Origin of the sequence: Thermotoga sp. 2812B (genome assembly GCF_000789335.1) — a bacterium.
GTDB lineage: Bacteria > Thermotogota > Thermotogae > Thermotogales > Thermotogaceae > Thermotoga > Thermotoga maritima.
This window is the reverse complement of the sequence record NZ_CP003408.1, coordinates 1,552,558-1,575,990: the sequence shown is the minus strand read 5'-3', so window position 1 is coordinate 1,575,990 and position 23,433 is coordinate 1,552,558. Positions and strand designations below refer to the sequence as shown.

Genomic DNA, 23,433 nt, shown 5'->3' with positions numbered 1-23,433 from the left:
GGTGATCCGATGAAAGAAAGAAGCATTTGGGAAAGAATAGCAGACAATCTAAGATCGCGTTCCATATGGATGCTCCATTACTGTACTGGATGCGGTGCTGTTGAACTTCCTCCTTCCATGACCTCGAGATTCGACATGGAAAGGTTCGGCATAGCCCCCATGGCAACGCCGAGGCAGGCCGATATCCTTCTCATCACAGGATACCTGAACACGAAGACCCTCAGGAGAGTGATATACACCTACGAACAGATGTCCGATCCAAAGTACGTCGTGGGCTTTGGAAGCTGCACCATAAACGGCGGTATATACTTCGACTCCTACGCTACGGTGAACAGGCTCGATTACTACATACCCGTCGATGTGTATATAGCCGGCTGCATGCCAAGACCAGAAGCGATTCTTGAGGCCTTCAACTACCTGATGGAAAAGATCAGAAAAGGTGAAGCGGACGGCTGGAAGAGGTACAGGGAAAACTACGAGTGGTACAAGCAGAATCAGATCCGCTCCCTCGGGGAGGTGTATGTACATGACGAATTCCATGAGTGATGCGTTGAAAACTCTGGAAATTTTCCGTCCAGAGGTTGAAGAAATAGACGAAAGGGAAGTGAAGCTGTCTGTCGCACCGGATAGAGTTGTTGCTGTGCTGGAAACGTTGAAATCTCTTGGATACTCTCATCTTTCGTTGATGACCTGCATAGACTGGATCGAGGACAGTCAGTTCGAGCTGGTGTACATCCTTTTCTCGTGGGAAGACGGTGGGAAATTCATCGTTACAACGAGGATAGACAGAAACAATCCGCAGTTCGTAACAGTAAAGGAAATATGGCCTGTTGCGAGGTTCTACGAGAGAGAAATCCACGAGTTCTTCGGCGTGAAGTTCTCTGGAAACGAGGATATGAAGCCGCTCTTCTTAGAACTCTGGGACGACAAACCACCCCTCAGAAAGGACTTCGATCCTCTCGAGTACTCCAGAAGAAAATTCCCCGGGAGGGAGTACCAGAAAGACGTGATAGACGAGGCGAAGAAGATATTCAGAGGTGAGATCAATGGGTGAAACGAAACTCTTTTTCGGACCGAATCACCCGGGAATGCACGGAAATTTCTCCGTTCACATGTACGTGGAAGGAGACATCGTAAAGAAGGCAAGACCGGTACCCGGTTTTCTTCACAGAGGATTTGAAAAACTCATGGAAAGGCGTTACTGGTATTCCAACATCTCACTCATACCGAGAATCTGTGTTCCCGAGCCGGACATCAACGAAATATGCTACGCTATGGCAATTGAGAAGATAGCAAAGGTCGAAGTTCCAGAAAGGGCCCAGTGGATACGGATGATCGTTCTGGAACTTGCAAGGATAGCGAATCACATCTGGACCGTTGGAGGAATAGGAGGTCCCCTCGGACTGTACACGGCGTCTTACTGGGGAGTGGCTGATAGAGACAGAATTCTCGATATATTCGAGGCACTGAGCGGTGCGAGAGTGTACCATATGTACATCATTCCCGGCGGTGTGAGAAAGAACATGACACCAAAGATAGAAGAAATGATCTGGAAGACACTCGACTACATAGAGTCAAGACTGCCCGATTATGAAAACCTGATCTTCAAAAACAGGATCGTCCATTCGAGGCTCAGGGGAAGACTCATTCTCACAAGAGAACAGGCTGTGGAGATGGGGGTCACCGGCGTTGGTTTGAGAGCCACCGGCGTGGAGTACGACATAAGGAAGGTGGATCCTTACCTGTTCTACGACAGGGTGGAGTTTGATGTTCCAACGGCAACAGACGGAGACGCTTTCAGCAGGGTCTATCTGAAGTTCAAAGAGATACCTCAGAGTATAAAAATCATCAGACAGGCTCTGGAAAAGATGCCACAGGCTGACAGAGTGAACGTTCCTATCGGTCGTGGGAACGGTCTCAGAAGAATCGTTCCAAAGGGTATGGCTTACGCGCATGTGGAATCGACAAGAGGCGAATACGGATTCTTTGTCGTCTCCGATGGAAAGAACAAACCTTACAGGGTGGCGGTGAGGGGAGCTTCTTATCCTCAGGGACTCTACGGAATAGAAAAGTACCTTCCAGGAACGAGGATAGAAGACGTCCCCATCTGGCTCGCTACGATGGACGTCTGCGCACCTGAAATAGACAGGTGAGGGGTGAGAAAAATGGCAGTCCAGAAGCTACCAGAAAAGGATTTCTTTGCTCCTCTGAAGGCATGGAAATTTCTCGTCAGAAAACCGGTTACAATAGAGGTTCCAAACAAAACCAGAAGAGAAGCTTCGGAAAGATACAGAGGATTCCACGTGAACGACTGGGGAAAGTGCATAGGGTGCGGTACATGCGCAAAGATCTGTCCAACCGATGCCATAACCATGGTGGAGGTCCCAGATCTCACTCAAGAAGATGGAAAGCTTCCGCAAAGACCCGTCATAGATTACGGCAGATGTTCTTTCTGTGCACTCTGCGTTGACATCTGTACAACGGGTTCGCTCAAGATGACAAGGGAATACATCCACATTTCGGAAGATCCGGAAGACTTCATCTTCATGCCAACGGATAAGGGATTGAACGCGAAAAAAGGTCTCTACGAATTCGGAAAGGCACCCCTCGGCTGGGTGAGGGATGAGAACTCTGAGCTGCTCGATCTCGAAAGAATAGAAATGCCCATGGAACCACCGGAAGTCAGGATCAAATCTTTCATAGAAATCGTGAAAGGATACAGCAAGGAACAGGCCATGCAGGAGGCCGCCAGGTGTGTGGAGTGCGGTGTGTGTACCTACACCTGTCCCGAACACATGGACATACCCCAGTACATAAAATCCGTGTACGAGGACAATCTGGAAGAAGGACTGAGATGGCTCTACAGAACGAATCCTCTCTCAATGGTCTGTGGAAGGGTCTGTACTCACAGGTGTGAAACCGCCTGTTCTGTGGGAGTCAGAGGAGAACCCGTTGCGATTCAGTGGTTGAAAAGGTACATAGTGGACAGCATTCCTCTCGAGAGATACGGAGAGATCCTGGACATAAAACCGGAGAGAAAAGGAAAGAGTGTGGGAATCATAGGATCGGGTCCTGCTGGGCTTGCCGCAGCCTACTTTCTTGCCACCATGGGATACGATGTTACCATATACGAGTCGGAATCAAAACCTGGTGGAGTGATGAGGTACGGTATTCCAAAATACCGACTTCCCGATGAAGCGCTGGACAAGGATATCGCATTCATCGAGGCGCTCGGGGTGAAAATTCTACTCAACACGAGAGTCGGCCAGGATGTGTCTTTCGAAGATGTCAGAAAGAGACACGATGTTGTCTTTCTTGCAACAGGCTTCGGTCTTGGAAGGTCAACGGGTGTTCCGGGGACCGATCACCCAGATGTGAAACAGGCACTCCCCTTGCTCAAGATGATAAGGGACTACCTGAGGGGAGATGGTCCAAAGCCACCGGTCCCAGAGAGACTCGTTGTCATCGGTGGAGGAAACGTCGCGATGGATATCTCCAGGTCAATGGCAAGACTTCAGTTCATGGAGTACGGAAGGGTGAACGTTCAGGTGCTCTCACTCGAAGGATGCTTCGAGGACATGCCGGCCGACATGGAAGAAATAGAAGAGGCTCTCGAAGAGGGTATCGTCATAAATCCGGGATGGGGGCCGATGGAAGTCGTGATAGAGAACGACAGGATAAAGGGTGTGAAATTCAAAAAATGCGTCAGGGTATTCGACGACGAAGGACGATTTGATCCACAGTTTGACGAAAAAGAACAAATCTTTGTAGAAGCGGACATGGTTGTGGAAGCGATCGGACAGGCACCAGATTATTCTTACTTGCCCGAAGAAATACGAAGCAAACTCGAATTCGTCAGGGGAAGGATCAAAACAAACGAGTACAATCAGACCTCTGTGGAATGGTTGTTTGCAGGAGGAGACATCGTTCACGGACCGGATATCATTCACGGTATTGCAGATGGATACGCCGCGGCAAAAGGGATAGACATGTACCTGAGAAAGGAAAAATGAAAAAGCCCCTCTCCGGAGGGGCTTTTATAACTGTTTAACGGATTCTCTCTCAACGATCTCAACGGGTAGAACGACTCTTCTCGCAACGCCTTTCTTTCCAGAAAGTCTCTCGTAAAGAATCTCAAAGGCCACTCTTCCCATCTCTTCCCTCGGTTGCCTCACCGTGGTGAGTGGAGGAATGGTATAGCTCGATATAGGGTCATCGTCGAATCCCATGACAGAAACTTCATCGGGAACGAGTACACCGAGATCGTGTAGTGCCTTGAGCGCGCCGAAGGCCGAAAGATCGTTTATTGCAAAGATCGCAGTGAAACCCCTGCCGTGTTTTTTCAGGTACCTTTCCACCGCGTGGTAGCCGTGTTCAGCAAAATAACCGCACGGTGTGACTTTCACGTCTATTCCGTGTCTCGTGCTGTAATCTATGAAACCTCTTTCTCTGTCAGAAAAAGAGTAAACATCCCTTCTACCCTTCAAAAGGAGAACCTTCCTGTGACCCTTTTCCAGAAGGTACTTCGCACACATCCTTCCAGCGGCGTAGTTGTCGATGCCAACGTTGTCGAGCCTGATCTCCGGTTCTTCCCTGTCCACCACAACAACTGGAATGGCACTCTTTATCAATCTTTCGAGTTGTTCCTCGTCCTTTTTCGACGAGCAGACTATGATACCATCCACTCTTTTTGCAAAGAAAACTTCCAGTCTTTCCAGCTCCACAGAAGTCCTGTGAAGTGTTGTTGAAATCATGAGGGTGAAGTCTCTCTTTATCGCTTCTTTTTCTATGCCCGTCAATATCTCGTTGTAGTGAAAGCCCCCGAAATTGGGAACGAGAACTCCAATAGTTCTCTTTAAAACAGCCCCCTTCACAGCATACACGGGGTGATAGTTGAGCTTTCTGATGGCATCGATTACCTTCTTTCTCGTCTCTTCCGAGACGTTGTTGTAGCCGTTTATCACACGTGAGACGGTTGCTATAGAAACACCTGCGAGCTTTGCTACATCTTTGATGGAGGCCATTTCAATCCCCTGCCTTCAAACAGAGTACTTTATGGTTCTCCTCTACCTCTACCATCTCTGGCTTTTGAACGAGACACCTTTCATCCCTTATGGGACACCTGTCGTAGTACTTACACGGTGCGTTAGACGAAGCAACAAGTTCCGGGATGAATCTCTTGCTGAGATCCCACTTCCTGTCTATCTCCGGAACGGATTCAAGGAGCATCTTAGTATAAGGATGAATCGGGTTGTGAAAGACCTTTTCGGTGTCTCCCATTTCCACTATGTTGCCCCTGTACATGATGAAGGTCTCATCGCTGATGTAATAGCCAAGAGAGAGGTCGTGGGTGATAAAGATAACGGACATTCCTCTCTCACGCAGATCACCGAGAAGGTTCAGTATGTCTACCCTCGTGGAAGCGTCGAGCATGCTGATGATCTCATCGGCTATCAGAAGTTCCACGTTGAGAAGGAGCGTTCTCGCAATGAGTATTCTCTGAAGTTGTCCTCCACTGAGCTGATGCGGGTATTTTCCTAAGATTTCACGTGGGTTCATTCCAACCGAAGCGATAACCTCTTCCATTCTGGAACGCTTCTCAGAAGCTGGCATGTCTGGGAAGAACTCTTCGAACACCATGTTCAGAACCCTGTCTATTTTGTATATGGGATTGAAAGATGAGAACGGATCCTGAAAGACTCCCTGTACTTTTCTGTAGTACTCTCTGAGTTCTCTTCCTTTTATTTGAGTTATGTCTCTTCCGTTGAACAGTATCTGACCAGATGAAGGTCTTATGAGTTTCAGGATGAGCTTACCCACAGTGGTTTTTCCGCTTCCGCTCTCCCCTATGAGAGATACGATCCTGGATCGTTCTATTTCAAAAGAAACGTCATCAACCGCTTTGAGCTTTTCCTTACCGAAGAAACCCAGAGGGAACTCCTTCGTCAAATTTTGAACCTTCAGAAGACTCAATTTGCATCACCTCTTTCGAAAAGCCAGCATGAGACCTTTCTCCCATCAACGTCGAACACTGGAGGATCCTGTTCGCACTTTTCGAACGCGTAAGGACACCTGTCTCTGAATCTACATCCCGGTCCTATGTTGAGAAGACTGGGTGGATATCCCGGAATTCCCTTGAGCTTCGTCTGGGAATATCTGACACCTATCTTTGGAAGTGAGGAAAGAAGCATCTTGGTGTAAGGGTGAAGGGGTTCCTGGATGATGTCTTCCATCGGAGAGATTTCCGCCACTCTTCCCGCGTAGAGCACCATCACCTTGTCTGCGATCTGATAAAGGACCGAGAGATCGTGTGTTATGAACGCGAGTGATCCCATGATTTCCTTTTCTCTCATCTCATAAAGCATCTGTATAACCGCTCTTTGGGAACTCACATCCAGGGCTGATGTGATTTCATCGGCTATGAGGACATCGGGGTTCATCAATGTAGAGATCACCATCACCATTCTCTGCTTCATTCCTCCAGAGAGTTCGATCGGATACATGTTGAGAACTTTCTTTCCAAGGTTGACGATCTCGAGTCTTTCTTCGATAACGTCTTTTTTTCTATCAAAACTTTCTCCGTGTTCGTGCAGAAGATCGTCTATGATCTGTTTTATCTTCTTCGTCGGGTTCATAGCATCCATGGCGTACTGTGGTATGATGGAGATCTTCTCGTACCTCACCTTCCTGAGCTCTCTTGAAGACAGCGTCATGATGTTTTTTCCATCGAGGATCGCTTCTCCTCCTATGTACTTCATGGGAGGTTTCAAAAGGATCAAGCCGTTTCCAAGAGTGGACTTTCCACAGCCAGATTCACCCGCAATTCCAAGGATTTCTCCTCTCTTTATATCGAAACTCACCCCATCGACGGCCTTCACGTAGCCGTAGAGGGTTCTGTAATAAATTCTCAGATCTCTGACATCCAGTACCACTTCAGCCACGCCTATCACATCTCCCTGAGCTTAGGATTGAAGACTTCATCAAGACCAGCATTCATAACGTAAAGAGTTGCAACCATGAGAGTGATCACCGCACCAGGAGTGATCGCCCACCACCACATGCCAAGCTGTATTGCATTCCAGAGAGTGGCCTGCTGCATCATGATTCCGAGGGAGATACCCCTTGTTGGACCAAGACCGATGAAGTCGAGCCCTGTAGCTGCAAGAATAGCACCGCCGAACTGGAGAATGAACACCATGAAAACATAGGACATCATGTTGGGCATGATCTCACCGAAAATTATTTTCATAGGTTTCCTCGCGGTGATTCTTGCAAGATCTACGAACTCTCTTGTTTTCAAGGAAAGAGTCTGCGCCCTGACAGCTCTCGCGGTCCAGGGCCAGGCGGTGAGACCGATTATGATACTCTCGATGAACACTCCCCTGTAGGGAAGGTACGCCGCTATGATGATGAGGAGCGCAAGTGTTGGTATCACCATGAGTATGTTGGTGAACATCATCAGAAGTTCATCGAACCAACCACCTTTGTATCCCGCAACAAAACCAACAAGAAGTCCAATAACCGTCGCCAGAGTCCCTCCAAGGAGTCCTACGAACAAGGAGCTTCTGAGACCGTAGACGAGCTGTGTGAAAATGTCCTGTCCGAAGGTGTTGGTCCCGAGCCAGTGGTCTTTGCTCGGAGGTTGATATCCAGGTCCCACAAAAGCAAGGGGATCTTTATAAGGTGAAAGATAAGGTCCTACCAGAGCTAAGATGATCAATCCAGCGTACACACATATGGCAAAGATGACCTTTTTATTTTTTAAGAAGAAATGGACGAATTCTTTTCTCGTCATGGCTATCAAACCTCTCCCGAATAGGATTTTCTGATTCTGGGATCTATGATCACGTAGAAGATATCAACGAGGAAATTGGCAAGAAGCACTCCAAGGATGATGAACAAAAAGCACCCCTGAATCAGGAAATAATCCTGGTTCAAAATTCCCTGCATGAGGATGTACCCTATACCGGGGTAAGAAAAGACGATTTCCGTTGTGAGAGCACCTGCAACCACCGTTCCGAGCTGGATGGCAAGACCGGTGATCTGCGGGAGGATGGCGTTTCTGTAAGCGTATTTCCTGATGAGTCTCTGAGACGATCCTAGTGCCTCGAGATATCTGGAATAGTTCGCTTCCAGTTCGTAGATGATCATGTTCCTCATACCTATTGCCCAGCCCCCAAGCATCACAAGGAACAGAGAACCAAACGGAAGTACCCAGTGGTGCAGAAAATCGAGTATGAAATCCCAGGAGAATGAAGGTGTTATTCCAAAGCTGTAAGCACCTGCGAGGGGAAACAGAGGTATAACCACACCGAATATCCAGGCAAGAAGGATACCGAACCAGAAATAAGGAGATGCTGTCAGAGTGTAAAAAACAGGTAGCGCAAAGTTATCGAGTCTCTTCTTCCTTGCAACGAAAGCTCCGAATCTGTTTCCTATCGCAAAACTCAGGAGAACGGCCGGAAGAAGCACTATCAGCGAGTAAGGCAAAGCACGGGCTATCACTTTCGCAACGGGTTGAGGATACATGTAGATGCTTATACCAAGGTCTCCTTTGAAAAGCGCTTTCCAGAAATTGATGTACTGCTCCCAAAGGGGTTTGTCGAGACCAAAAGCCTGAGTGAAGTAGCTCTGAAGGACCTTGACGGAATCTGGAAGTCCGGCGAACCTTGAGAGCAGAAAATTGATAGGGTTTCCTGGCATGAATCGAGGGATAGCCCAATCAATTGTGACAGCGAAAAAGAAGGTCAGGATGTAGATCAGGATCTTCTTTGTAAGATACTTTCTCAAGACTCCTACCTCCTTCTTTTTTAAAGCCCCGCCCCGAGGGGCGGGGTCATCATCACCTTACTTCGATTTTGGTTCGATACCGAAGAGTGTCTTGATTCCTGTGAGCTGCCACCAGCCGTTCCAGCCTATCGGGACAGCGTACGGATTCTTCTCCGTTGGCCAGTTGGTCCACACAGCTTCAGAGGCCTGGAACCATGCACCGTTGTACCACAGAGGAATGAACGGTAGATCCTTGAGCAGTATCTCTGACAGTTTGGCTACTACTTCCTTAATTTTAGCATCATCATTGCTTCTGTTGAGTTCGTCGAGAAGAGTCTCAACTTCAGGGTTGGCGTACTTTCCGAAGTTTCCAGAGTAGGAGTACTCGGATTCTACTGCATCTGGATAGAACACACCGTTGAAATAGGACCAGATGGTAGCGGAAACACCGGTTGTAAAGTTGTTGAGTATGAGATCGAACTTTCCACCGTAGAGATCGTCCGCGTATTTGGAGTAGTCGGGGTATTTGGGTTCGACGTTGATTCCAACTTTCACTAGATCTTCTGCAATGGACTGGATAGAAACCATCCAGTCGGTCCATCCGTACGGACACTCAATCGTGAGCTTGAACGGTTTTCCGTTAGGATCTTCCCTGAATCCATCCTTGTTCACATCTTTGAATCCCAGCTCGTCGAGGATCTTCTTTGCCATCTCTGGATCGTACTTGAATCCGTACTTATCAACAACTTCTTTCGGATAGTACTTCATGTAACCGGGAAGCGGCAGGATTCCAGCGGGATTGGCAGCCGTCACCATGTTCTCGTAAGCTCTGGTGACGATCTTCTCGGGATTGATAGCGTAAGCCATTGCTCTTCTGAATTCAGGTATGCTGAGAGGATACTTGTTCACGTTAACAAACACGCCCGCGGTGTTTGCTGGAAGCATGTAAGGAGCGTTTTCATACCAGGTGACGATTCCGTACGCTTTCTTCAAAACCGGAACACCCGGCAGGAAGAAGTTGCTCCAGTCGAGTTCTCCTTTCATGAGCATTCCAACCGCGACATTGTTGCTGAGCACTCTCAGTTCCACGATTCTTTCAGGTTTGGGATCGTAACCGAGTTCTCTGATACCCCACCAGTTCTCGTTCTTCTTGAATACACATCTGTCGTCTGCCCAGCTTTCAACGTAGTACGGACCGGATCCAACTGGATTTTCGTTAGCCGCCTGAAGGACTTCTTCCTCTGTTTTGTTTTCCCAGATGTGCTTTGGTACGATCGGTGTGTTGATGAGCATCTGTTTCCATTCCTGGTACCTTGGGTCGGAGAAGACGAACTTCAGCGTTCGTTCATCGACCCTTTCGATCCTGTCGAGCCAGTTCCACACAGGACTGTAGCTGATACCAGTGTACTTCTTGGCGATTTCGAAGGTGAAAACCACATCGTCTGCCGTGAGAGGAACCCCGTCCTGCCATCTGAGACCTTTTCTGAGCGTGAGTACGTACTCGTTGTCGCTGACCCATTCTCCTTTTTCTGCAAGCCACGGTTCAAACTTGTCGTTCAGAGGATCGTAGAGAAACAGAGGTTCATAGACAAGACCGATGGTTCCCGCAACCGCGTTCCATGGTGTGAATGGGTTCCAGTTGGATGGAGGAGACCACAGCGCTCCACCCCAGTAGAGCGTTTTGTTTCTCTCGAAGGCCTGTCCGAAAACCGAAACCAGTGCCAGGACCAGAACGAGAACGACTAAAAACCTTTTCATAAGAACACCCCCTTAAAAGAGTATGAGATCACTATTTCCACGTGTAAATGTACAGTGAAAATGTTTACATTCCAAATCCAGTCTCCTGGGATTATCAAGATTTATTTCTGATTATTTGCAACAACTTTTCTTTAACTCGTTGTTACTCTCTCGAGATAATTTTCCAGTGCGTGTACGGCTGCTCCAAAAGCGATCACCGGTTCCTGCACTTTCGAAAAACTCATGTCCACACTGTGTTTGTAAAGAAGGTGTGTTTCCACTTCGATTTTGATCTTTTTCAGAAAATTCTCACCGAGTTCTTTGAAAAACCCTCCTATGACGATCTTCGATATCCCAAAAAGATGTATCAAATTCAAAAGGCCTATACTGAAATACCTCGCTATTTCATCAAAGTACTCCTTCATGCGAACATCACCAGAATCTCTCGCTTCAGCCAGAGAGCTGAATCCCATAGAACGAACGCACCCCAGAACAACATTTTCGTTGCACACATCTTCCAGGAAGACGTACTCGTTTCCATTGAAAACTCTGGTGTATCCGATTTCCCCAGCATATCCGTTTTCTCCCCGGTAGAGTTCTCCATCGATGATGATGCCAGCTCCTATTCCCTTTCCTGTCAGGATCCAGGCGAAAGAGTCATCCCGCTTTGTGTACCACTTTTCTCCCACGGCTCCCATGTCCGCGTCGTTTTCCACCCAGACTTCGATGCCGTACTTCTCTTTCAAAAGGTTCGCCAGAGGAATCTGTGAAAGTGGAAAGTTTCTCGGATCTATGATGATGCCTCTTTCAGTATCTATCGGTCCAGGTGCTGCCACTGTCAGCGCTGAAAGTTTACTGCCGAGTTTTTCCATCATATCTTTTGCGCGGTCTATAATTCTGTACATGACATTCAACGTTTCCTCTCTATCGCTTTGAGATGGAAGAGGATGTGCTTCGTGTGCGAGAATGTTCATACTGGCATCTATGAGACAGGCGGCTATTTCGTCCCTCGTCACCTCTATACCGAGAACATAAGCACAATTCGGTGAGATTTTCAAAGATTTTGTGGGTCTTCCCACCCCCTTCGGAGAATCTTTCTCTTCAACGACGATCCCCTTCTCCAGGAATATCTTTGCGATCTCACCAACTGTGGTCTTGGTGAGACCGAGTTCCTCCGCGAGTTCTACACGCGACACGGGTGATTTCATTATTCGTTTCAGAATCCTTGATATGTTTTTGGCTCTCACTGATTTCGGCAAGTTCTCACTTCCTTCACATAGAATTTCTTTTCACGAAATCCACGATCTCATCGATGTATCCAAATGCAAGGGCCACGTGAGTGTCTGCCGCACCGTAGTATATTGCTACTCTTCCTGTGTCGGCGTCGCAGAGCGCGGCACACGGAAAGACAACGTTTGGAACGAAGCCCACCGTTTCGTACTCTTCTTCCGGCGTCAGAAGATAGTACTTCGATTTGTAGAGAACCTTGCTGGGATCATCGAGATCGAGGAGAGCTGCTCCAAAACTGTACACGTAGCCGTTGCAGGTGAGTGTCACACCGTGGTAGATGAGCAGCCATCCTTCGCTGGTTTCTATTGGATACGGTCCCGCTCCTATCTTCAGATTCTCCCACCAGTTGTAACTGCTTCTTCCCAAGACGAACCTGTGGTTACCCCAGTGTATCATATCGGGGCTTTCACTGAGGAATATGTCTCCAAACGGGGTGTGACCGTTGTCGCTCGGTCTGTTGAGCATCACATATTTCCCATTTATCTTCCTTGGGAAGAGAACTCCATTTCTGTTGAATGGAACATAAGCGTTCGGAAGTCGAACGAACGTTTTGAAATCCTTGGTCATGCCCACTCCAATCGTGGGGCCGTGGTCGTCTGTACAGAAGGTTATGTAGTAAGTATCCTCTATCTTCACCACCCTTGGATCGTAAGCGTAACTCGGCTGGAACGGTTCTCCATTCACATCCACCCACTGTATCTCTTCTGGCTCTATTTCCCAGTTTATTCCGTCTTTACTCCTTCCGAAGTGAAGGAAGGGCCTTGTGTTCTTGTGATCGATCCTGAACACCCCTACAAACTCTCCGTTGTACGGTACAACTGCGGAGTTGAAGACTCTTGCCCCCTTTGGAACCGGGTTTCTTCCAATTATCGGGTTTTTGCTGTATCTCCACACAGGACCAGTGTAGCCTTCCGGCTTTTCTTCCCAGGGAATGTTTGGAATTTTCTCCGTAAACACTTTCATCCATGCTTCCCTCCTTAGATTTAGAGCCCCACCCAAGAGGGTGGGGGAAAATTTATTTTGCCGGTTTAAGATTAAATAGAATTTTCAAGGCACCAGTTTGCCACCAGTTGGCCCAACCACATGGCCAGGCATATGGATTATGTTCGTTAGGCCAGTTAGTCCAAACGTTATCTTGTGTTATAAACGCCATCGCTCCATACCAGAGAGGGATGAAAGGTAGATCTTTTAAAAGGATCTCTCCAAGTTTTCCACAGAGTTCGGTGACTTTCTCAACATTGTCAAGTGGTGTTCTGTTGAGTTCTTCAAGTAAACTTTCCACCTCGGGATTCTGGTATCTTCCATAATTTCCTGTGTAAGAGAATTCAGATTCTAAAGCATCAGGATAGAAAATAGTATTGAAATATGTCCAGGGAGTGCTGCTTATACCTGTTCCATTGGCATTCATTTCTATATCGAATTCTCCTTTGTACATGTTTTCATAGTATTTGGAAGAATCCGGGAAGTATGGTTCAGCGTTTATTCCAACCACCTTGAGTTGATCTACTATCACCTGAATTGCCTGCATCCAGTCGGTCCATCCATACGGACACTCGATGGTGAGCTTAATGGGTTTTCCATCTGGGGCTTCTCTGAAACCATCTCCATTTACATCCCTGAATCCAAGTTTATCAAGAATACTTTTCGCCTCTTCAGGATCGTATTTGAAACCATACTTTTCTACAACTTCTTTTGGATAGTACTTCATCCAAACAGAATTCGGAAGAAAACCAAGGGGATCTGCTTTTAAGACGGCTCCTTCATAGACTCTTTGAACTATTGGATCTACATTTATCGACATAGCAATTGCTCTTCTGAACTCGGGAAGGCTAAGAGGATATTTTCGTGCATTGAGGAAAAGACCAACAACCGTTGATGAGAGGTGATACGGTGGTTCGTCGTACCATGTATTGAGATTATAAACTTTTTTCAAAATGGGAACACCTGGGAGCATGAAATTACTGAAGTCCAGTTCTCCTTTCATCAACATGCCGAGCGCCACGTTGTTACTGAGGACTCTCACTATAACAACGTATTTCGGAGCAGGTTTCACACCCATAACTTTTGTTCCCCACCAGTTCTCAAAACGCTCGAAAATCATTTTATTCTGGTCCCACGAGTGAGCAACATATGGGCCTGATCCCAATGGATACTCATTTGATGATTGAAGTATAGTGGTTTCATCTTTTTCTTCCCAAATATGTTTTGGAACAATTGGAAGTGTATAGAGGAGTTCATTCCATTCATGATATCGAGAATCTTTGAACACAAAAATGACGGTTCTGTTGTCGGGTGTTTCAATATGATCAAGCCATTCCCAAACACTACTGTAATGTATTCCCCTGTACTTCTTAGCTATTTCGAAGGTGAATCGAACGTCTTCTGATGTCAATGGAACATTATCATGCCAGTATATACCTTCTCTCAATACAATCCTGTAAGTCTTACTGTCTAACCATTCACCTTTTTCTGCAAGCCATGGATCAAAATTTCCAGTGAGTGGATCGTAAAAGAACATTGTTTCATAGACAAGTCCAGTTGTTCCTGGTACTGCATTCCACGGAGTGAACGGATTCCAATTAGAAGGAGGAGACCACAGAGAACCTCCATAGTACATAGTTTCGTTTCGTTCTAAAACTTGGGAGAACAGACTTGAGAAAAGAAAAACAACCACGAATACCAGTAAAAATCTTTTCATATTCACATACCTCCTGTTCTTTTATAAAGTCTCACATTATCGATGAAAATCGGTCCATCGTACCTCAGATGATCACCGACAATTCCTATGTGAAGTTCTTTCACCCCCGCTGTTTTGTCGAATTCAATTCTCACGTGGAATCTTCTGTACTCTTTTCCACCGAAAGCGACGATCTCCGCACTTTCCACGTTCGCGTTGTTCATGTCGAGGCCTATCTTCACCCAGCCGGGGTTCAGAACCGCGTACGGCCTCAGCCTTCCCTTGAGTCCCTCGACGTTTGGAATGTAGATGTCGTACTCGAGGATCTCGCATTCTGAGAGTTTTTCGAACTTCCTTGCTACTCTCACTTCTTCCCAGTCGCTCTTTCCGGGCAGTTTCACGTTCAGCTGCAGTGCTCCATTTCCCACCTCGCCGTTCCATTCAATGTCAGGTGACACGAACTCTGCTTGCCAGGTTCCGCTGTTCCACCAGCTTTTCATCTCCTCTGGAGAGGAAAAATCAACCTCCTCTGCGAGCACGTACCGCGCTTCGTTCACCACTTTTGCTTTGATAGAATCTTTCACCGTTTTTCCCTGAAAGTGGCCTTCAAGGAACATTTCATGTTCTCCATCCGGGATCCGGGTTGTGTCGAGATCGAAGCCGTAGATTCCGTATCCGAGATGCTCTATCTCATTTTCAAAAACCAGATCTTCAACTTTGACAGACAACTTTTCAAACGTGTTGCTGTAGTCGAAAACACCAGCCCTCACTTTCACGGTCTTTTTGATCTCCATGCCGTCTTTTGGAAGGATGAAAGAACAGGTGTCTTCTCTTCTGTCTTCACCTGTGTTGAACAGCTTTGCGTACTCTTTGATCAGTTTCGCCTCCGGGCTGTCGTCGTTCACTATTCTGAAACCATCGTAGTCCGGATAGTATCCTCTCTCGTCTCTGTCCGAACCTTCCCCGATTCCCGCGAGCATCCAGAACATCGCTCCATCTCCACCGAGATCGTAGACCAGATCGTTCCAGAGTCTGTAGATGGCCGTTCTGTTAACAGGTGCGCTCTCTGGAATTCCATATTCTTCCAGAACAACGGGTTTTCCGATCTCTTTTGCGATCTTTATGTGGTCTTCTATCCACTTCGCTCCCCACTGGGCATAGTTCTCTGGACTGACACCCCAGTGGGACGGATAGAGGTGGAACGTACCGAAGTCCACCGTCTCTATCGAAAGGAGCTTCTTCCAGTCAACACCGGACCAGCCGTTGTAGGCCCACTCGGCTTCTCCTCCGTAAGGTTTGAATCCTTCGTAGTTGTTGAAGAATCCTTCGTCCCCCACAGCCACGAGGTGGTTGGGATCCAGACTCTTTATGTAGGAGCTCATCTCTTTCACCCACTCAACGAGCGTGTTCCCCGATTTGTCCGTCTCACAGCGCGGTTCGTTTGCAAGCTCCCAGGCCATGATGGCGGGCTCTTCCCTGTAAGGAACTCCCGTGTAGGTATTGACATGGTTTACGAGGAAGGAGACGTACTTTTTGTACTCTTCTTTGATCTTCTCATCTCTGTAGAAATCGTCGTGATGGGTTCCTCCAAACCACCTCACGTACTGGTTCATTCCACCGAAGTCGTCCCAGTTGTTCACAAGAACGATGATGAGCTTTATACCGAGTTCTTTCGCTTTCGCAATCGTATAGTCGAGTCTTTCGAAACCGCTCTGGACGTTCGATATTCCTTCTGGCACCCCGAAAACACCGGGCTCAGGATGCATGTAGGTGTTCTTGTCTCTGCAGTAACTCTCCCCGTCGAGGAAACCCCAGATTCTGAGCACCTTTATACCCATGTCTCTGGCACTCTCCAGAACACTGTCTATCATTCTGTTGCTCTTGTAGTGCATGTAGTAGTTGTTACTTCCGATGAATCTGAATTCTTTTCCGTTCAGAACGAATTTTCCGTTTTCCACTTTCACGAACTCGTCACTTGCAAAGAGAACGAAAGAGAGTTCAACGATCAATAAAATGAACATAAATCTACGCATATCGATCCCTCCTGTTAATTAGTAAACTTTACTTATTTATCAGGGTCATCGAGAAAAAATGTACCATTCGGACTTCTGCAAAGTCAAGTCCTATTTTTCGTGATTTTCGAGTTTTATTTGTGAAGGCGAGCAATTATTTCCGATTAGAATCCAAAATCTCAGAATCTCTTCGGTTTGAACACTCCTTCCAGGTTCTCGAAGTGTTTCTTCCTCTCCCGGTATATTCTCTGGAACGTTTCCTTGAAGAGCACATCCACAACGGCGATCTCTCCGATGTTCTCCCTGAGGAATTCGTAGGTGTCGTACTTCACGGGCGGGCTTTGAAGCACCAGATGAACCACCTTGGCGAGTTCGGACTGCCCGTTCGTTGTGATTGCGATCGTCTTCGCTCCCATGTCTTTTGCCACCTGGGTGGATTTCACGGTGTCTCTGATGTTTCCCGTGTGACTGATCGAGATCACCAGGTCTTCACCGGTCAGATTCACGGCCTCTATCACCTGAACGTGCGGGTCGTTGGAAAAGAACGTGTGAAAGCCAAGAAGAGAGAACTTCAGGCTCGCGTACTCAGAAACCACTCCCGAGAGTCCCACACCGAAGAAAAGAATGCGGTGGGCGGAGAGTATCCACTCCACCGCTTTTTCCACGTTCTTCATATCGAGGGTGTCCTTGAGCCTTCTGAGGATGTCTATTTCCTCGTCTATGAAATCTCTTCTTTCTATGGTTTCTTCGATCCCGCTGAGTTCTCTTGCGAGTGCGATCTTGAAGGCCTGGTAGCCTTCGAAATCGAGCTTTTTGATCATCCTGTGAATCGTGGTTTCGCTCACACCCACGATCTTTGCGAATTCTGTGATCGAGTAGTGGATGACATCGTCCGGTCTTTCGAGCACGTAATCCGCGACTCTGCGCTCTGCGGGACTGAACTGCGTGTAGACGTTCAGAATCTTATCTCTTATCTTCAACTTCCCATTCCTCCCTGAACGAGTGTTTCTTCTCCAGAAACACACCGAGCTGTTCGTACACGTACCTTTCTGCCTCTTCATCCGATAGAGATTTTACCTCTTCCGCAAAACGTGCGGTTCTCGCGAAGTAGAACGGTAGAAGATTTTCCACCACTTTTTTGTCCCTTGTTTTCCTGTACTGAACAGCGCTCCTGTAGAGGGTGTCGACCCAGGAAGAGAGGCTCAGTGTACCGCTCTCTTTCACTTCCGACAGGATACCGCGATCTATGTATTCCACTTCTTCAAGGGTTTCTCTTGCGAGTTTTTTGAGGTTTTCGATGTCTATACTCATAGGAGGAACTTCCTCTTGAGGAGTTTCACCATAGATGGGAACGTCTTCTATCTTCCATACTTCTTTCCAGACGTTTTCGTAGGTGATCACAAGTTCGAAGAGCGTTCCCACGACCTGAAGGAACATTCCTTTAAGATGTTTTCCCGGGTCCTTCACGTCGTGCACCTTGGTTCCAAGAGCTGCTTGAACAATCTTTCCAGATTCGTTTATGGCGGTTGTGGTCATCCATATGTCGATCCCGAATCTTGCAACGTCCGTGTTCCAGATCTCTTTTGGCTTTCCCAGATAAATCTCGAGGAGCTTTCTTCCTACACCGAAATCCCCACCGATGGGCTGGCGCACCTTTTTACCGTAGAGAACGGCCGTCAGAGGAAAACACACGTTGTTCGTGATCGTGCCGTCGAACCTGTGCCTCAGATAGAAGGGAGTGACGTAATCTGCCTCCCCTTTCAAAACAGGTCCTGCGAGTCTTTCGATCCACCAGGGTTTGACGCTTCGAAGATCCGCGTCGAGAAAGACGACCGCCTCCGCATCCTGCTTCAGGGCAAACTCCATGATCGCTCTCATCGCGCTTCCCTTTCCGGGAATGCCCTCATAAACGAAGCTCTCTTTGGGAAGACCTAAAGTATCGGTCTCCATGAATCGCTCTCTTGTCCCATCCGTTGATCCTCCATCGGAGTTCACGATCATACCATCACCATCGAAGAAATCTACAATTCCCTGCGCCGCTGTTTTTGCAACGTGAGAAATCGTTTCGGCGTTGTTGTAACTCGGTATCCCCACAACGACCTTCATGGTAATACCTCCCTGCTCAGTATGTCTTCCAGTCTCTCTAAACTGAAGTGTTTCTTTCCCACTTCAAAGTTGTGTTCGACAGTTTCCCTGTAAAGAGACGGATCGAAGAGGAGGCGAGAAATTTCCTCGACGGCCTTTTTCAAAATCCTCTCGTCCACCTTTACAAGGCCGTTCTCTCTGAAGTATCGATCTCCAAGACTGACGTATTTCAGGCCGGCTGGTTTTATATCTGATTTGAAGACTTCGTACTCGAAGAGCACCACGGGCTTTTTGGCTGCGATCGCTTCCAGAAGCTGATTCCCCCATCCCTCAAGTATCGATGGATACGTGACAAAATCGGCGGCATTGTAGAGCTTCCAGAACAAAGAGGTGTTTTTTCTCACTGCCTCGCTCAGGACAAGAAGCGATACTCCTTTTGAAGAAGCGTATTCTTTGAGTTCTTCCAGATACCCTCCGTCTTCGCAGATACCGGAAAAGAGGAGGATCACTTCTCCGCTGTATCTCTCTCCGTTGTAGAGAACAGTTCCTTTTTTCGATGTCAGTGTTTCCTTCAGAAGTGACACCACATCTATCGAAAGTTCGATCGCTTTTCTCCTATCGATTCTGGTTGCCTGGAGAGCCACAATCGTGCCAGGCGCTATCCGAAGCTCTTCTCTCACCCTGTGGTACATCTCTTCAGAAGTGATGGGGGAGGTGAAATCCATGACGTTCGGTACAACGACGGAATCGATGTTTCTGCATCTTTTGAGCTCTTTCTGAGCGATTGTGTTTATAACAACGTGTTTCACGTTTGGAAGATCTGGAGGAAAGTGTCTCTCGAGGATCTCTCTGAATCTTCTGTTTTCCGGAATCAGATGTTTCCTCTCCCACCAGAAATCGTGGTGATGCGCGACGAAGTTCTTTTCCAATCTCGAAAGGGCAAGGCCCAGGGGCGGAAAGAGTCCAAGGGACCAGATGTTGTTGGGAACGATGAGATCGTAATCTTTCAAGGCTTCGTTCAGGATGTGGAAGAGCTCTTCCTCTTTTTCTTTCAAGAAATCGAGAAACTCTTTTTCACTGAGGAAATCTTTTATTCCTCCGAAGAAGTTCCTGTTCACCCTTTCAAAATCTGGATTTTCAAAACCGATCTCCTCCAAAGTGAGATCGACTCCCTCTTTCTTGTTTCCGGCAACGATATGGACTTCGTGGCCCATCTTTGTGAGAACCTTCTTCCACTTTTCCATCTCGAGTGAGACACCATCCATGAGACCTCCCCGGTAGTGAAGAAGCGCTATCTTCATTCTCTCTCCTCGCTTTCAAGGAGTTCCACCACGTAGTCGTAGGTTCTTCTCTTCATTCGAAGCTCGTTCAGCTCTCTCGCTGTTTTCTCGACATCGATCAGATACTGAAGGGAAAGTTCTATTTCCTTTTTCGTTCTCAGAAGAGAGAAGAGTCGATGCTTCGATCGAGGATCGTCCTTTCCCTCAAGATCGGTAATTTCATCTTCGAGGCTGGAGAGCGTTTCTTTCAAAAATTCGATCACTTCACCTTCTGGGTTCTTTTCCACGGAAACAACGGGAAACTCCGGGAAATTCAAAATGTTCAGTCTTGAAACAGAGCAGTGTTTCTCTGAGAGAGACTCTATCGATTTCTCACCTATCTGAAGCGGTCTCAGACCTTCTATTTCTTCGAGGTACGGATTGTACACCCAGAGGTGATACCGATCCTTCACACCGGCCCAGGGGAGAGAAGAGAAGAAGAAAGTTTTCTCCTTTTCGGTGCCGTCAGCTTCAACATCTAAAAGAAGAGGGGGATTATCGAAGAGAAGGTACCATCTGAAGAACTCTTCGCTACGTGGATGAACCGGCAGTTCCATGAACGCAAGGTCCACTGTGAAAACTCCTTCACACTTTGCCCCCGGAACGTACATCATGGGTCCCGCGTCACCAACTCTGTTTTTAACCTCTTTTGCAATCCACTCAACGGACCTGCTCAAAGTGACGTGTACTTTTCCTTTTTCCATCCAGTACTCCCTAAGACCTCTTGCGAGAATGGTCTTTGAGCTTTCTTCACTCCAGACGGACACAAACCCCTGAAACGGAAACTCCTTCACTTCACCTGTTTCTCTCGCTGCAAGCAAAATCCCTTTCAGTTCCTCAGGAGGTGTTTCAGGAAGAAGGTAGGAGTCCTTTTCCTTCCTTTTCACCACGTCAAAAGGCATCTTCGCGAAGATTTCGCCACTTCCCGTTTCATAAACCATTGAAAGCTTGTAGTTTTCCCCCTTTGTCTTCAACGCGATACGCCACTTCACGAGCGGGGTTTCATCGAAGATCACGCGTTCTTTCGTCTCGATCAGGCACTGCGAAGAACGTATCGTTCTTTCCAGTTCCACCACCATCGAGTGTTTCGTCTGCAAAACTGTTCTCATCTTTTCCAGAGAGATCGAAAAATCAGTTTCTTCAACAGAGGTGGTGTAAGCGTCACCATCTTCTTTGAACAGTTTCAAAACACCCGCTTTCCTGTTGTTCAGAACGAGTGTGCCGTCTCCTTCAAAATAGGCTCTGTAGTATTCGTTTTCCCAGGTGAGTTCCTTCACTTCTTTCTTCTCGTCGGCAACTTCTGTTTTGAACAGTCCTGCACCGTTTGTTTTCAACAGGAATGTCCTCTCGCCATCACAGAAGTGATGGTTGTAGGAGAAGGGCGATAGGGAGAGCACGTAGGTTCCCTTTTCGAGATCCGAACGTTCCACAATATGTCTCAGCCTGGATTCAACAGAAGATTTCACAAGGAAATAAATATTTCTGTACGTTCTCTCCATTTTTTCGTGGACGGGGTCAGCACAAACACCGCAGATGTTGTCGTGCGCGAGAGTTTTCAGATAATCCCTCCAGAAAAGATCACTTAACTCCTCTCCGTTCAGAACAGAGAGAAGATCGTTCATTTTCAAAAGCCTCTCTACAAGATCACTTTCAAGCTTCAGATAAGTCCTCGTGGAGAGTGTCCCTGGAAAGACACAGGCGTACCTTCCAGAAAGGAGCTCTCCGGAAAGAGTGGGGGCATCTTCAGGGAATCTCTCGGGAAACTCTTCTGGTGAGACGATCTCAACGTTCAGATAATCGCTGGGATCCTCGGGAGAGAGATCTATATCGTATCCGTCGAGAAGAAGAATTTCTCCAGATCTCGAGAATTTTGCGAGTTTTTCCACCTCGTGTTTCAGTCTCTTCTCAGCGATATCCCGCGTTTCCTTCAAATTGTAGAGGTTCCTGTATCCTCCCACGAGGAAAACACCCTGGACAGCTGTTCCATCGCTTCCTTTCCAGAAAAACTCCTGGGAGATCCCGTCGTTTTCGAAGGAAATTCCCCTCCACAGAAAGACCTTTTCTATTCCAAAGATTCTGTGCAGCTGAGGTTCCTGTGATATGTGACCGAAACTGTCGAGAAGCCAACCAGCATTCATGCGTTGCCCAAAGCGATTCGCGTCTTTTTCTCCTATCTCGAAATTTTTCAAAATGGAAGCCTCACCCGGGATTCTCCAGTCTATCTGGATGTAATACGGACCAACAAGAAGTCTTCCAGATCTCACAAGCTCTCTGAGATCTTCTTCGAGGTCCGGATGGTAAACGAGGAGATCCTCAGCTACGGCGGTTTGACCGTCCAGAACGTACACGAATTCTGGATTCTTCTGAACAAGCTCTTTCACTCTGAGAAAAACTTCTTTCAGCCATTTAGAGGTCACTTCAGAAGTGGTGAACCACTCTCTGTCCCAGTGGTTGTGAACAACCACCTTCACTATCATGAAATCCTCTCTCCCGTTTCAGGGTGAAAGAGATGGATCTTTTCAACATCCAGGAAAAACGTGATCTTCTCACCGCTTCTAAAATCCACATCCCCTGGAATTTTTGCGACGATCTTCTCACTTCCAACGTTGAGGTGAAGGATCGTATCCGACATGAGTTTCTCGGCGAAATAAACCTCTCCTTCCAGCTTCAAAGTGTTCGGCTTTTCCTCCAGATAGACGTTCTCCGGTCGAATACCAAGGATCACCTTTTTTGCACCTGGATCGGTCTTCGCGGGAATCTTTATCTCACCGTTTTGGAGGACAACGCTATTTCCTTCCGATCTCACTTCCATCTCTAAGAAGTTCATCTGCGGTGATCCCACAAAACCAGCGACGAAGATGTTCACCGGATGGTGATAGATCTCAGAGGGCGTTCCAACCTGCTGAAGCTTTCCCTGGTTCATCACCGCGATTCTGTCTCCCATCGTCATGGCCTCTGTCTGGTCATGAGTCACATAGATGGTGGTGACTCCAATTCTTTCCTGAAGCTTTTTCAGCTCGCTTCTCATCTTCACCCTCAAAAGTGCGTCCAGGTTCGAGAGAGGTTCGTCCATCAGGAGCACTTCGGGTTCATGAACGATCGCTCGGGCAACGGCAACCCTCTGTCTCTGACCTCCGGAGAGCTGTGCTGGGTACCTGTCGAGGAGTTCGGAGATGTGAAGGAGATCCGCTGCCCACTTTACCCTCTTTTCTATCTCTTCTTTCGGGACCTTTTTCAGTTTCAGAGGATACGCGATGTTGTCGTACACCTTCATGTGGGGCCACACCGCGTAGCTCTGGAAGACCATCGAAATGTTCCTGTCCTTTGGAGGAAGGTTCGTCACGTCGCGATCGTTGAAAAAGATCTTTCCCCCGGTCACCTGTTCGAGACCCGCTATACACCTCAGAAGGGTCGTCTTTCCACAACCAGATGGACCGAGAAGAACGAGGAACTCCCCTTCGTTCACGACAAGGTCGATTCCATCGAGAACCCTCACATTCCCGAAATATTTCTTCACTCCGTCTATTCTCACCTGCGCCAAGAT

General features: G+C 47.5%; 19 protein-coding genes. 4 read left to right on the top strand and 15 right to left on the bottom strand.

Annotation, left to right across the window (positions count from 1 at the left end; all coding sequences use genetic code 11):
* Positions 1-9 precede the first annotated feature (9 nt).
* The 4 genes from T2812B_RS08140 to T2812B_RS08125 are packed head-to-tail and all read left to right on the top strand — an operon-like array spanning position 10 to position 4,013.
* A complete protein-coding gene (locus T2812B_RS08140) occupies positions 10-546 on the top strand; it encodes an NADH-quinone oxidoreductase subunit B family protein (protein ID WP_008195456.1) in 537 nt (178 codons plus the stop codon).
* Entirely contained in the window at positions 527-1,054 is a 528-nt protein-coding gene (locus T2812B_RS08135; RefSeq protein WP_008195453.1) for an NADH-quinone oxidoreductase subunit C, read from the top strand. Before T2812B_RS08140 ends, T2812B_RS08135 begins: the two co-directional genes overlap by 20 nt.
* Positions 1,047-2,153 (top strand): NADH-quinone oxidoreductase subunit D, encoded by a 1,107-nt coding sequence (locus T2812B_RS08130; protein ID WP_008195451.1) that lies wholly within the window; start codon positions 1,047-1,049, stop codon positions 2,151-2,153. The genes T2812B_RS08135 and T2812B_RS08130 overlap by 8 nt, the downstream gene beginning before the upstream one ends.
* A 12-nt stretch (positions 2,154-2,165) precedes the next feature.
* On the top strand, positions 2,166-4,013 hold the full coding sequence (locus T2812B_RS08125; RefSeq protein WP_008195450.1) for an FAD-dependent oxidoreductase: 1,848 nt from the start codon (positions 2,166-2,168) through the stop codon (positions 4,011-4,013).
* Positions 4,014-4,037: 24 nt separating this feature from the next.
* Here the strand turns inward: T2812B_RS08125 and T2812B_RS08120 are convergent, their stop codons facing one another.
* The 15 genes from T2812B_RS08120 to T2812B_RS08050 all read right to left on the bottom strand — a co-directional run bounded on the left by T2812B_RS08120 (position 4,038) and on the right by T2812B_RS08050 (position 23,430).
* The gene (locus T2812B_RS08120) at positions 4,038-5,024 is read right to left on the bottom strand and encodes a LacI family DNA-binding transcriptional regulator (RefSeq protein ID WP_008195448.1); all 987 of its coding nucleotides are present in this window, start codon (positions 5,022-5,024) and stop codon (positions 4,038-4,040) included.
* A gap of 1 nt (position 5,025) precedes the next feature.
* Positions 5,026-5,973 (bottom strand): ABC transporter ATP-binding protein, encoded by a 948-nt coding sequence (locus T2812B_RS08115; RefSeq protein ID WP_008195446.1) that lies wholly within the window; start codon positions 5,971-5,973, stop codon positions 5,026-5,028.
* Positions 5,970-6,950 carry an ABC transporter ATP-binding protein gene (locus tag T2812B_RS08110; RefSeq protein WP_008195444.1) on the bottom strand — a complete coding sequence of 327 codons (981 nt, stop codon included), beginning with the start codon at positions 6,948-6,950 and terminating at the stop codon, positions 5,970-5,972. The genes T2812B_RS08115 and T2812B_RS08110 overlap by 4 nt, the downstream gene beginning before the upstream one ends.
* Complete coding sequence (locus tag T2812B_RS08105) at positions 6,947-7,795, bottom strand: ABC transporter permease (RefSeq protein ID WP_008195442.1); 849 nt, start codon at positions 7,793-7,795, stop codon at positions 6,947-6,949. Before T2812B_RS08105 ends, T2812B_RS08110 begins: the two co-directional genes overlap by 4 nt.
* Positions 7,796-7,800: 5 nt before the next feature.
* Positions 7,801-8,790, bottom strand: coding sequence for an ABC transporter permease (locus T2812B_RS08100; RefSeq protein ID WP_008195440.1), 990 nt, complete (start codon positions 8,788-8,790; stop codon positions 7,801-7,803).
* A 57-nt stretch (positions 8,791-8,847) separates the two neighbouring features.
* Complete coding sequence (locus T2812B_RS08095; protein ID WP_008195438.1) at positions 8,848-10,527, bottom strand: ABC transporter substrate-binding protein; 1,680 nt, start codon at positions 10,525-10,527, stop codon at positions 8,848-8,850.
* A gap of 131 nt (positions 10,528-10,658) precedes the next feature.
* Positions 10,659-11,765, bottom strand: a complete 1,107-nt coding sequence (locus T2812B_RS08090; RefSeq protein WP_008195437.1) for an ROK family transcriptional regulator — start codon at positions 11,763-11,765, stop codon at positions 10,659-10,661.
* A 13-nt stretch (positions 11,766-11,778) separates the two neighbouring features.
* Positions 11,779-12,759: a glycoside hydrolase family 130 protein gene (locus T2812B_RS08085; protein ID WP_008195435.1), complete on the bottom strand. Its 981-nt coding sequence runs from the start codon at positions 12,757-12,759 to the stop codon at positions 11,779-11,781.
* 52 nt (positions 12,760-12,811) lie between these two features.
* Positions 12,812-14,494 carry an ABC transporter substrate-binding protein gene (locus tag T2812B_RS08080; RefSeq protein ID WP_008195433.1) on the bottom strand — a complete coding sequence of 561 codons (1,683 nt, stop codon included), beginning with the start codon at positions 14,492-14,494 and terminating at the stop codon, positions 12,812-12,814.
* Positions 14,495-14,496: 2 nt separating this feature from the next.
* Positions 14,497-16,506, bottom strand: a complete 2,010-nt coding sequence (locus tag T2812B_RS08075; protein ID WP_008195430.1) for a cellulase family glycosylhydrolase — start codon at positions 16,504-16,506, stop codon at positions 14,497-14,499.
* A gap of 158 nt (positions 16,507-16,664) precedes the next feature.
* Positions 16,665-17,465 (bottom strand): MurR/RpiR family transcriptional regulator, encoded by an 801-nt coding sequence (locus tag T2812B_RS08070; RefSeq protein ID WP_008195429.1) that lies wholly within the window; start codon positions 17,463-17,465, stop codon positions 16,665-16,667.
* A complete protein-coding gene (locus T2812B_RS08065; RefSeq protein WP_008195427.1) occupies positions 17,449-18,591 on the bottom strand; it encodes a glycosyltransferase in 1,143 nt (380 codons plus the stop codon). Before T2812B_RS08065 ends, T2812B_RS08070 begins: the two co-directional genes overlap by 17 nt.
* The gene (gene mggS / locus T2812B_RS08060) at positions 18,588-19,871 is read right to left on the bottom strand and encodes a mannosylglucosylglycerate synthase (RefSeq protein ID WP_008195425.1); all 1,284 of its coding nucleotides are present in this window, start codon (positions 19,869-19,871) and stop codon (positions 18,588-18,590) included. The genes T2812B_RS08065 and mggS overlap by 4 nt, the downstream gene beginning before the upstream one ends.
* Positions 19,868-22,366 (bottom strand): alpha-mannosidase, encoded by a 2,499-nt coding sequence (locus tag T2812B_RS08055; RefSeq protein ID WP_008195423.1) that lies wholly within the window; start codon positions 22,364-22,366, stop codon positions 19,868-19,870. The genes mggS and T2812B_RS08055 overlap by 4 nt, the downstream gene beginning before the upstream one ends.
* Positions 22,363-23,430, bottom strand: coding sequence for an ABC transporter ATP-binding protein (locus T2812B_RS08050; RefSeq protein WP_008195421.1), 1,068 nt, complete (start codon positions 23,428-23,430; stop codon positions 22,363-22,365). Before T2812B_RS08050 ends, T2812B_RS08055 begins: the two co-directional genes overlap by 4 nt.
* Positions 23,431-23,433 lie beyond the last annotated feature (3 nt).

Excerpts from the sequence above, each read along its gene's own strand:
- T2812B_RS08140 (WP_008195456.1), top strand. The coding sequence starts at position 10 with ATGAAAGAAAGAAGCATTTGGGAAAGAATAGCAGACAATCTAAGATCG.
- T2812B_RS08135 (WP_008195453.1), top strand. The coding sequence starts at position 527 with ATGACGAATTCCATGAGTGATGCGTTGAAAACTCTGGAAATTTTCCGT.
- T2812B_RS08130 (WP_008195451.1), top strand. The coding sequence starts at position 1,047 with ATGGGTGAAACGAAACTCTTTTTCGGACCGAATCACCCGGGAATGCAC.
- T2812B_RS08125 (WP_008195450.1), top strand. The coding sequence starts at position 2,166 with ATGGCAGTCCAGAAGCTACCAGAAAAGGATTTCTTTGCTCCTCTGAAG.
- T2812B_RS08120 (WP_008195448.1), bottom strand. The coding sequence starts at position 5,024 with ATGGCCTCCATCAAAGATGTAGCAAAGCTCGCAGGTGTTTCTATAGCA.
- T2812B_RS08105 (WP_008195442.1), bottom strand. The coding sequence starts at position 7,795 with ATGACGAGAAAAGAATTCGTCCATTTCTTCTTAAAAAATAAAAAGGTC.
- T2812B_RS08095 (WP_008195438.1), bottom strand. The coding sequence starts at position 10,527 with ATGAAAAGGTTTTTAGTCGTTCTCGTTCTGGTCCTGGCACTGGTTTCG.
- T2812B_RS08085 (WP_008195435.1), bottom strand. The coding sequence starts at position 12,759 with ATGAAAGTGTTTACGGAGAAAATTCCAAACATTCCCTGGGAAGAAAAG.
- T2812B_RS08080 (WP_008195433.1), bottom strand. The coding sequence starts at position 14,494 with ATGAAAAGATTTTTACTGGTATTCGTGGTTGTTTTTCTTTTCTCAAGT.
- T2812B_RS08075 (WP_008195430.1), bottom strand. The coding sequence starts at position 16,506 with ATGCGTAGATTTATGTTCATTTTATTGATCGTTGAACTCTCTTTCGTT.
- T2812B_RS08065 (WP_008195427.1), bottom strand. The coding sequence starts at position 18,591 with ATGAAGGTCGTTGTGGGGATACCGAGTTACAACAACGCCGAAACGATT.
- mggS (WP_008195425.1), bottom strand. The coding sequence starts at position 19,871 with ATGAAGATAGCGCTTCTTCACTACCGGGGAGGTCTCATGGATGGTGTC.
- T2812B_RS08055 (WP_008195423.1), bottom strand. The coding sequence starts at position 22,366 with ATGATAGTGAAGGTGGTTGTTCACAACCACTGGGACAGAGAGTGGTTC.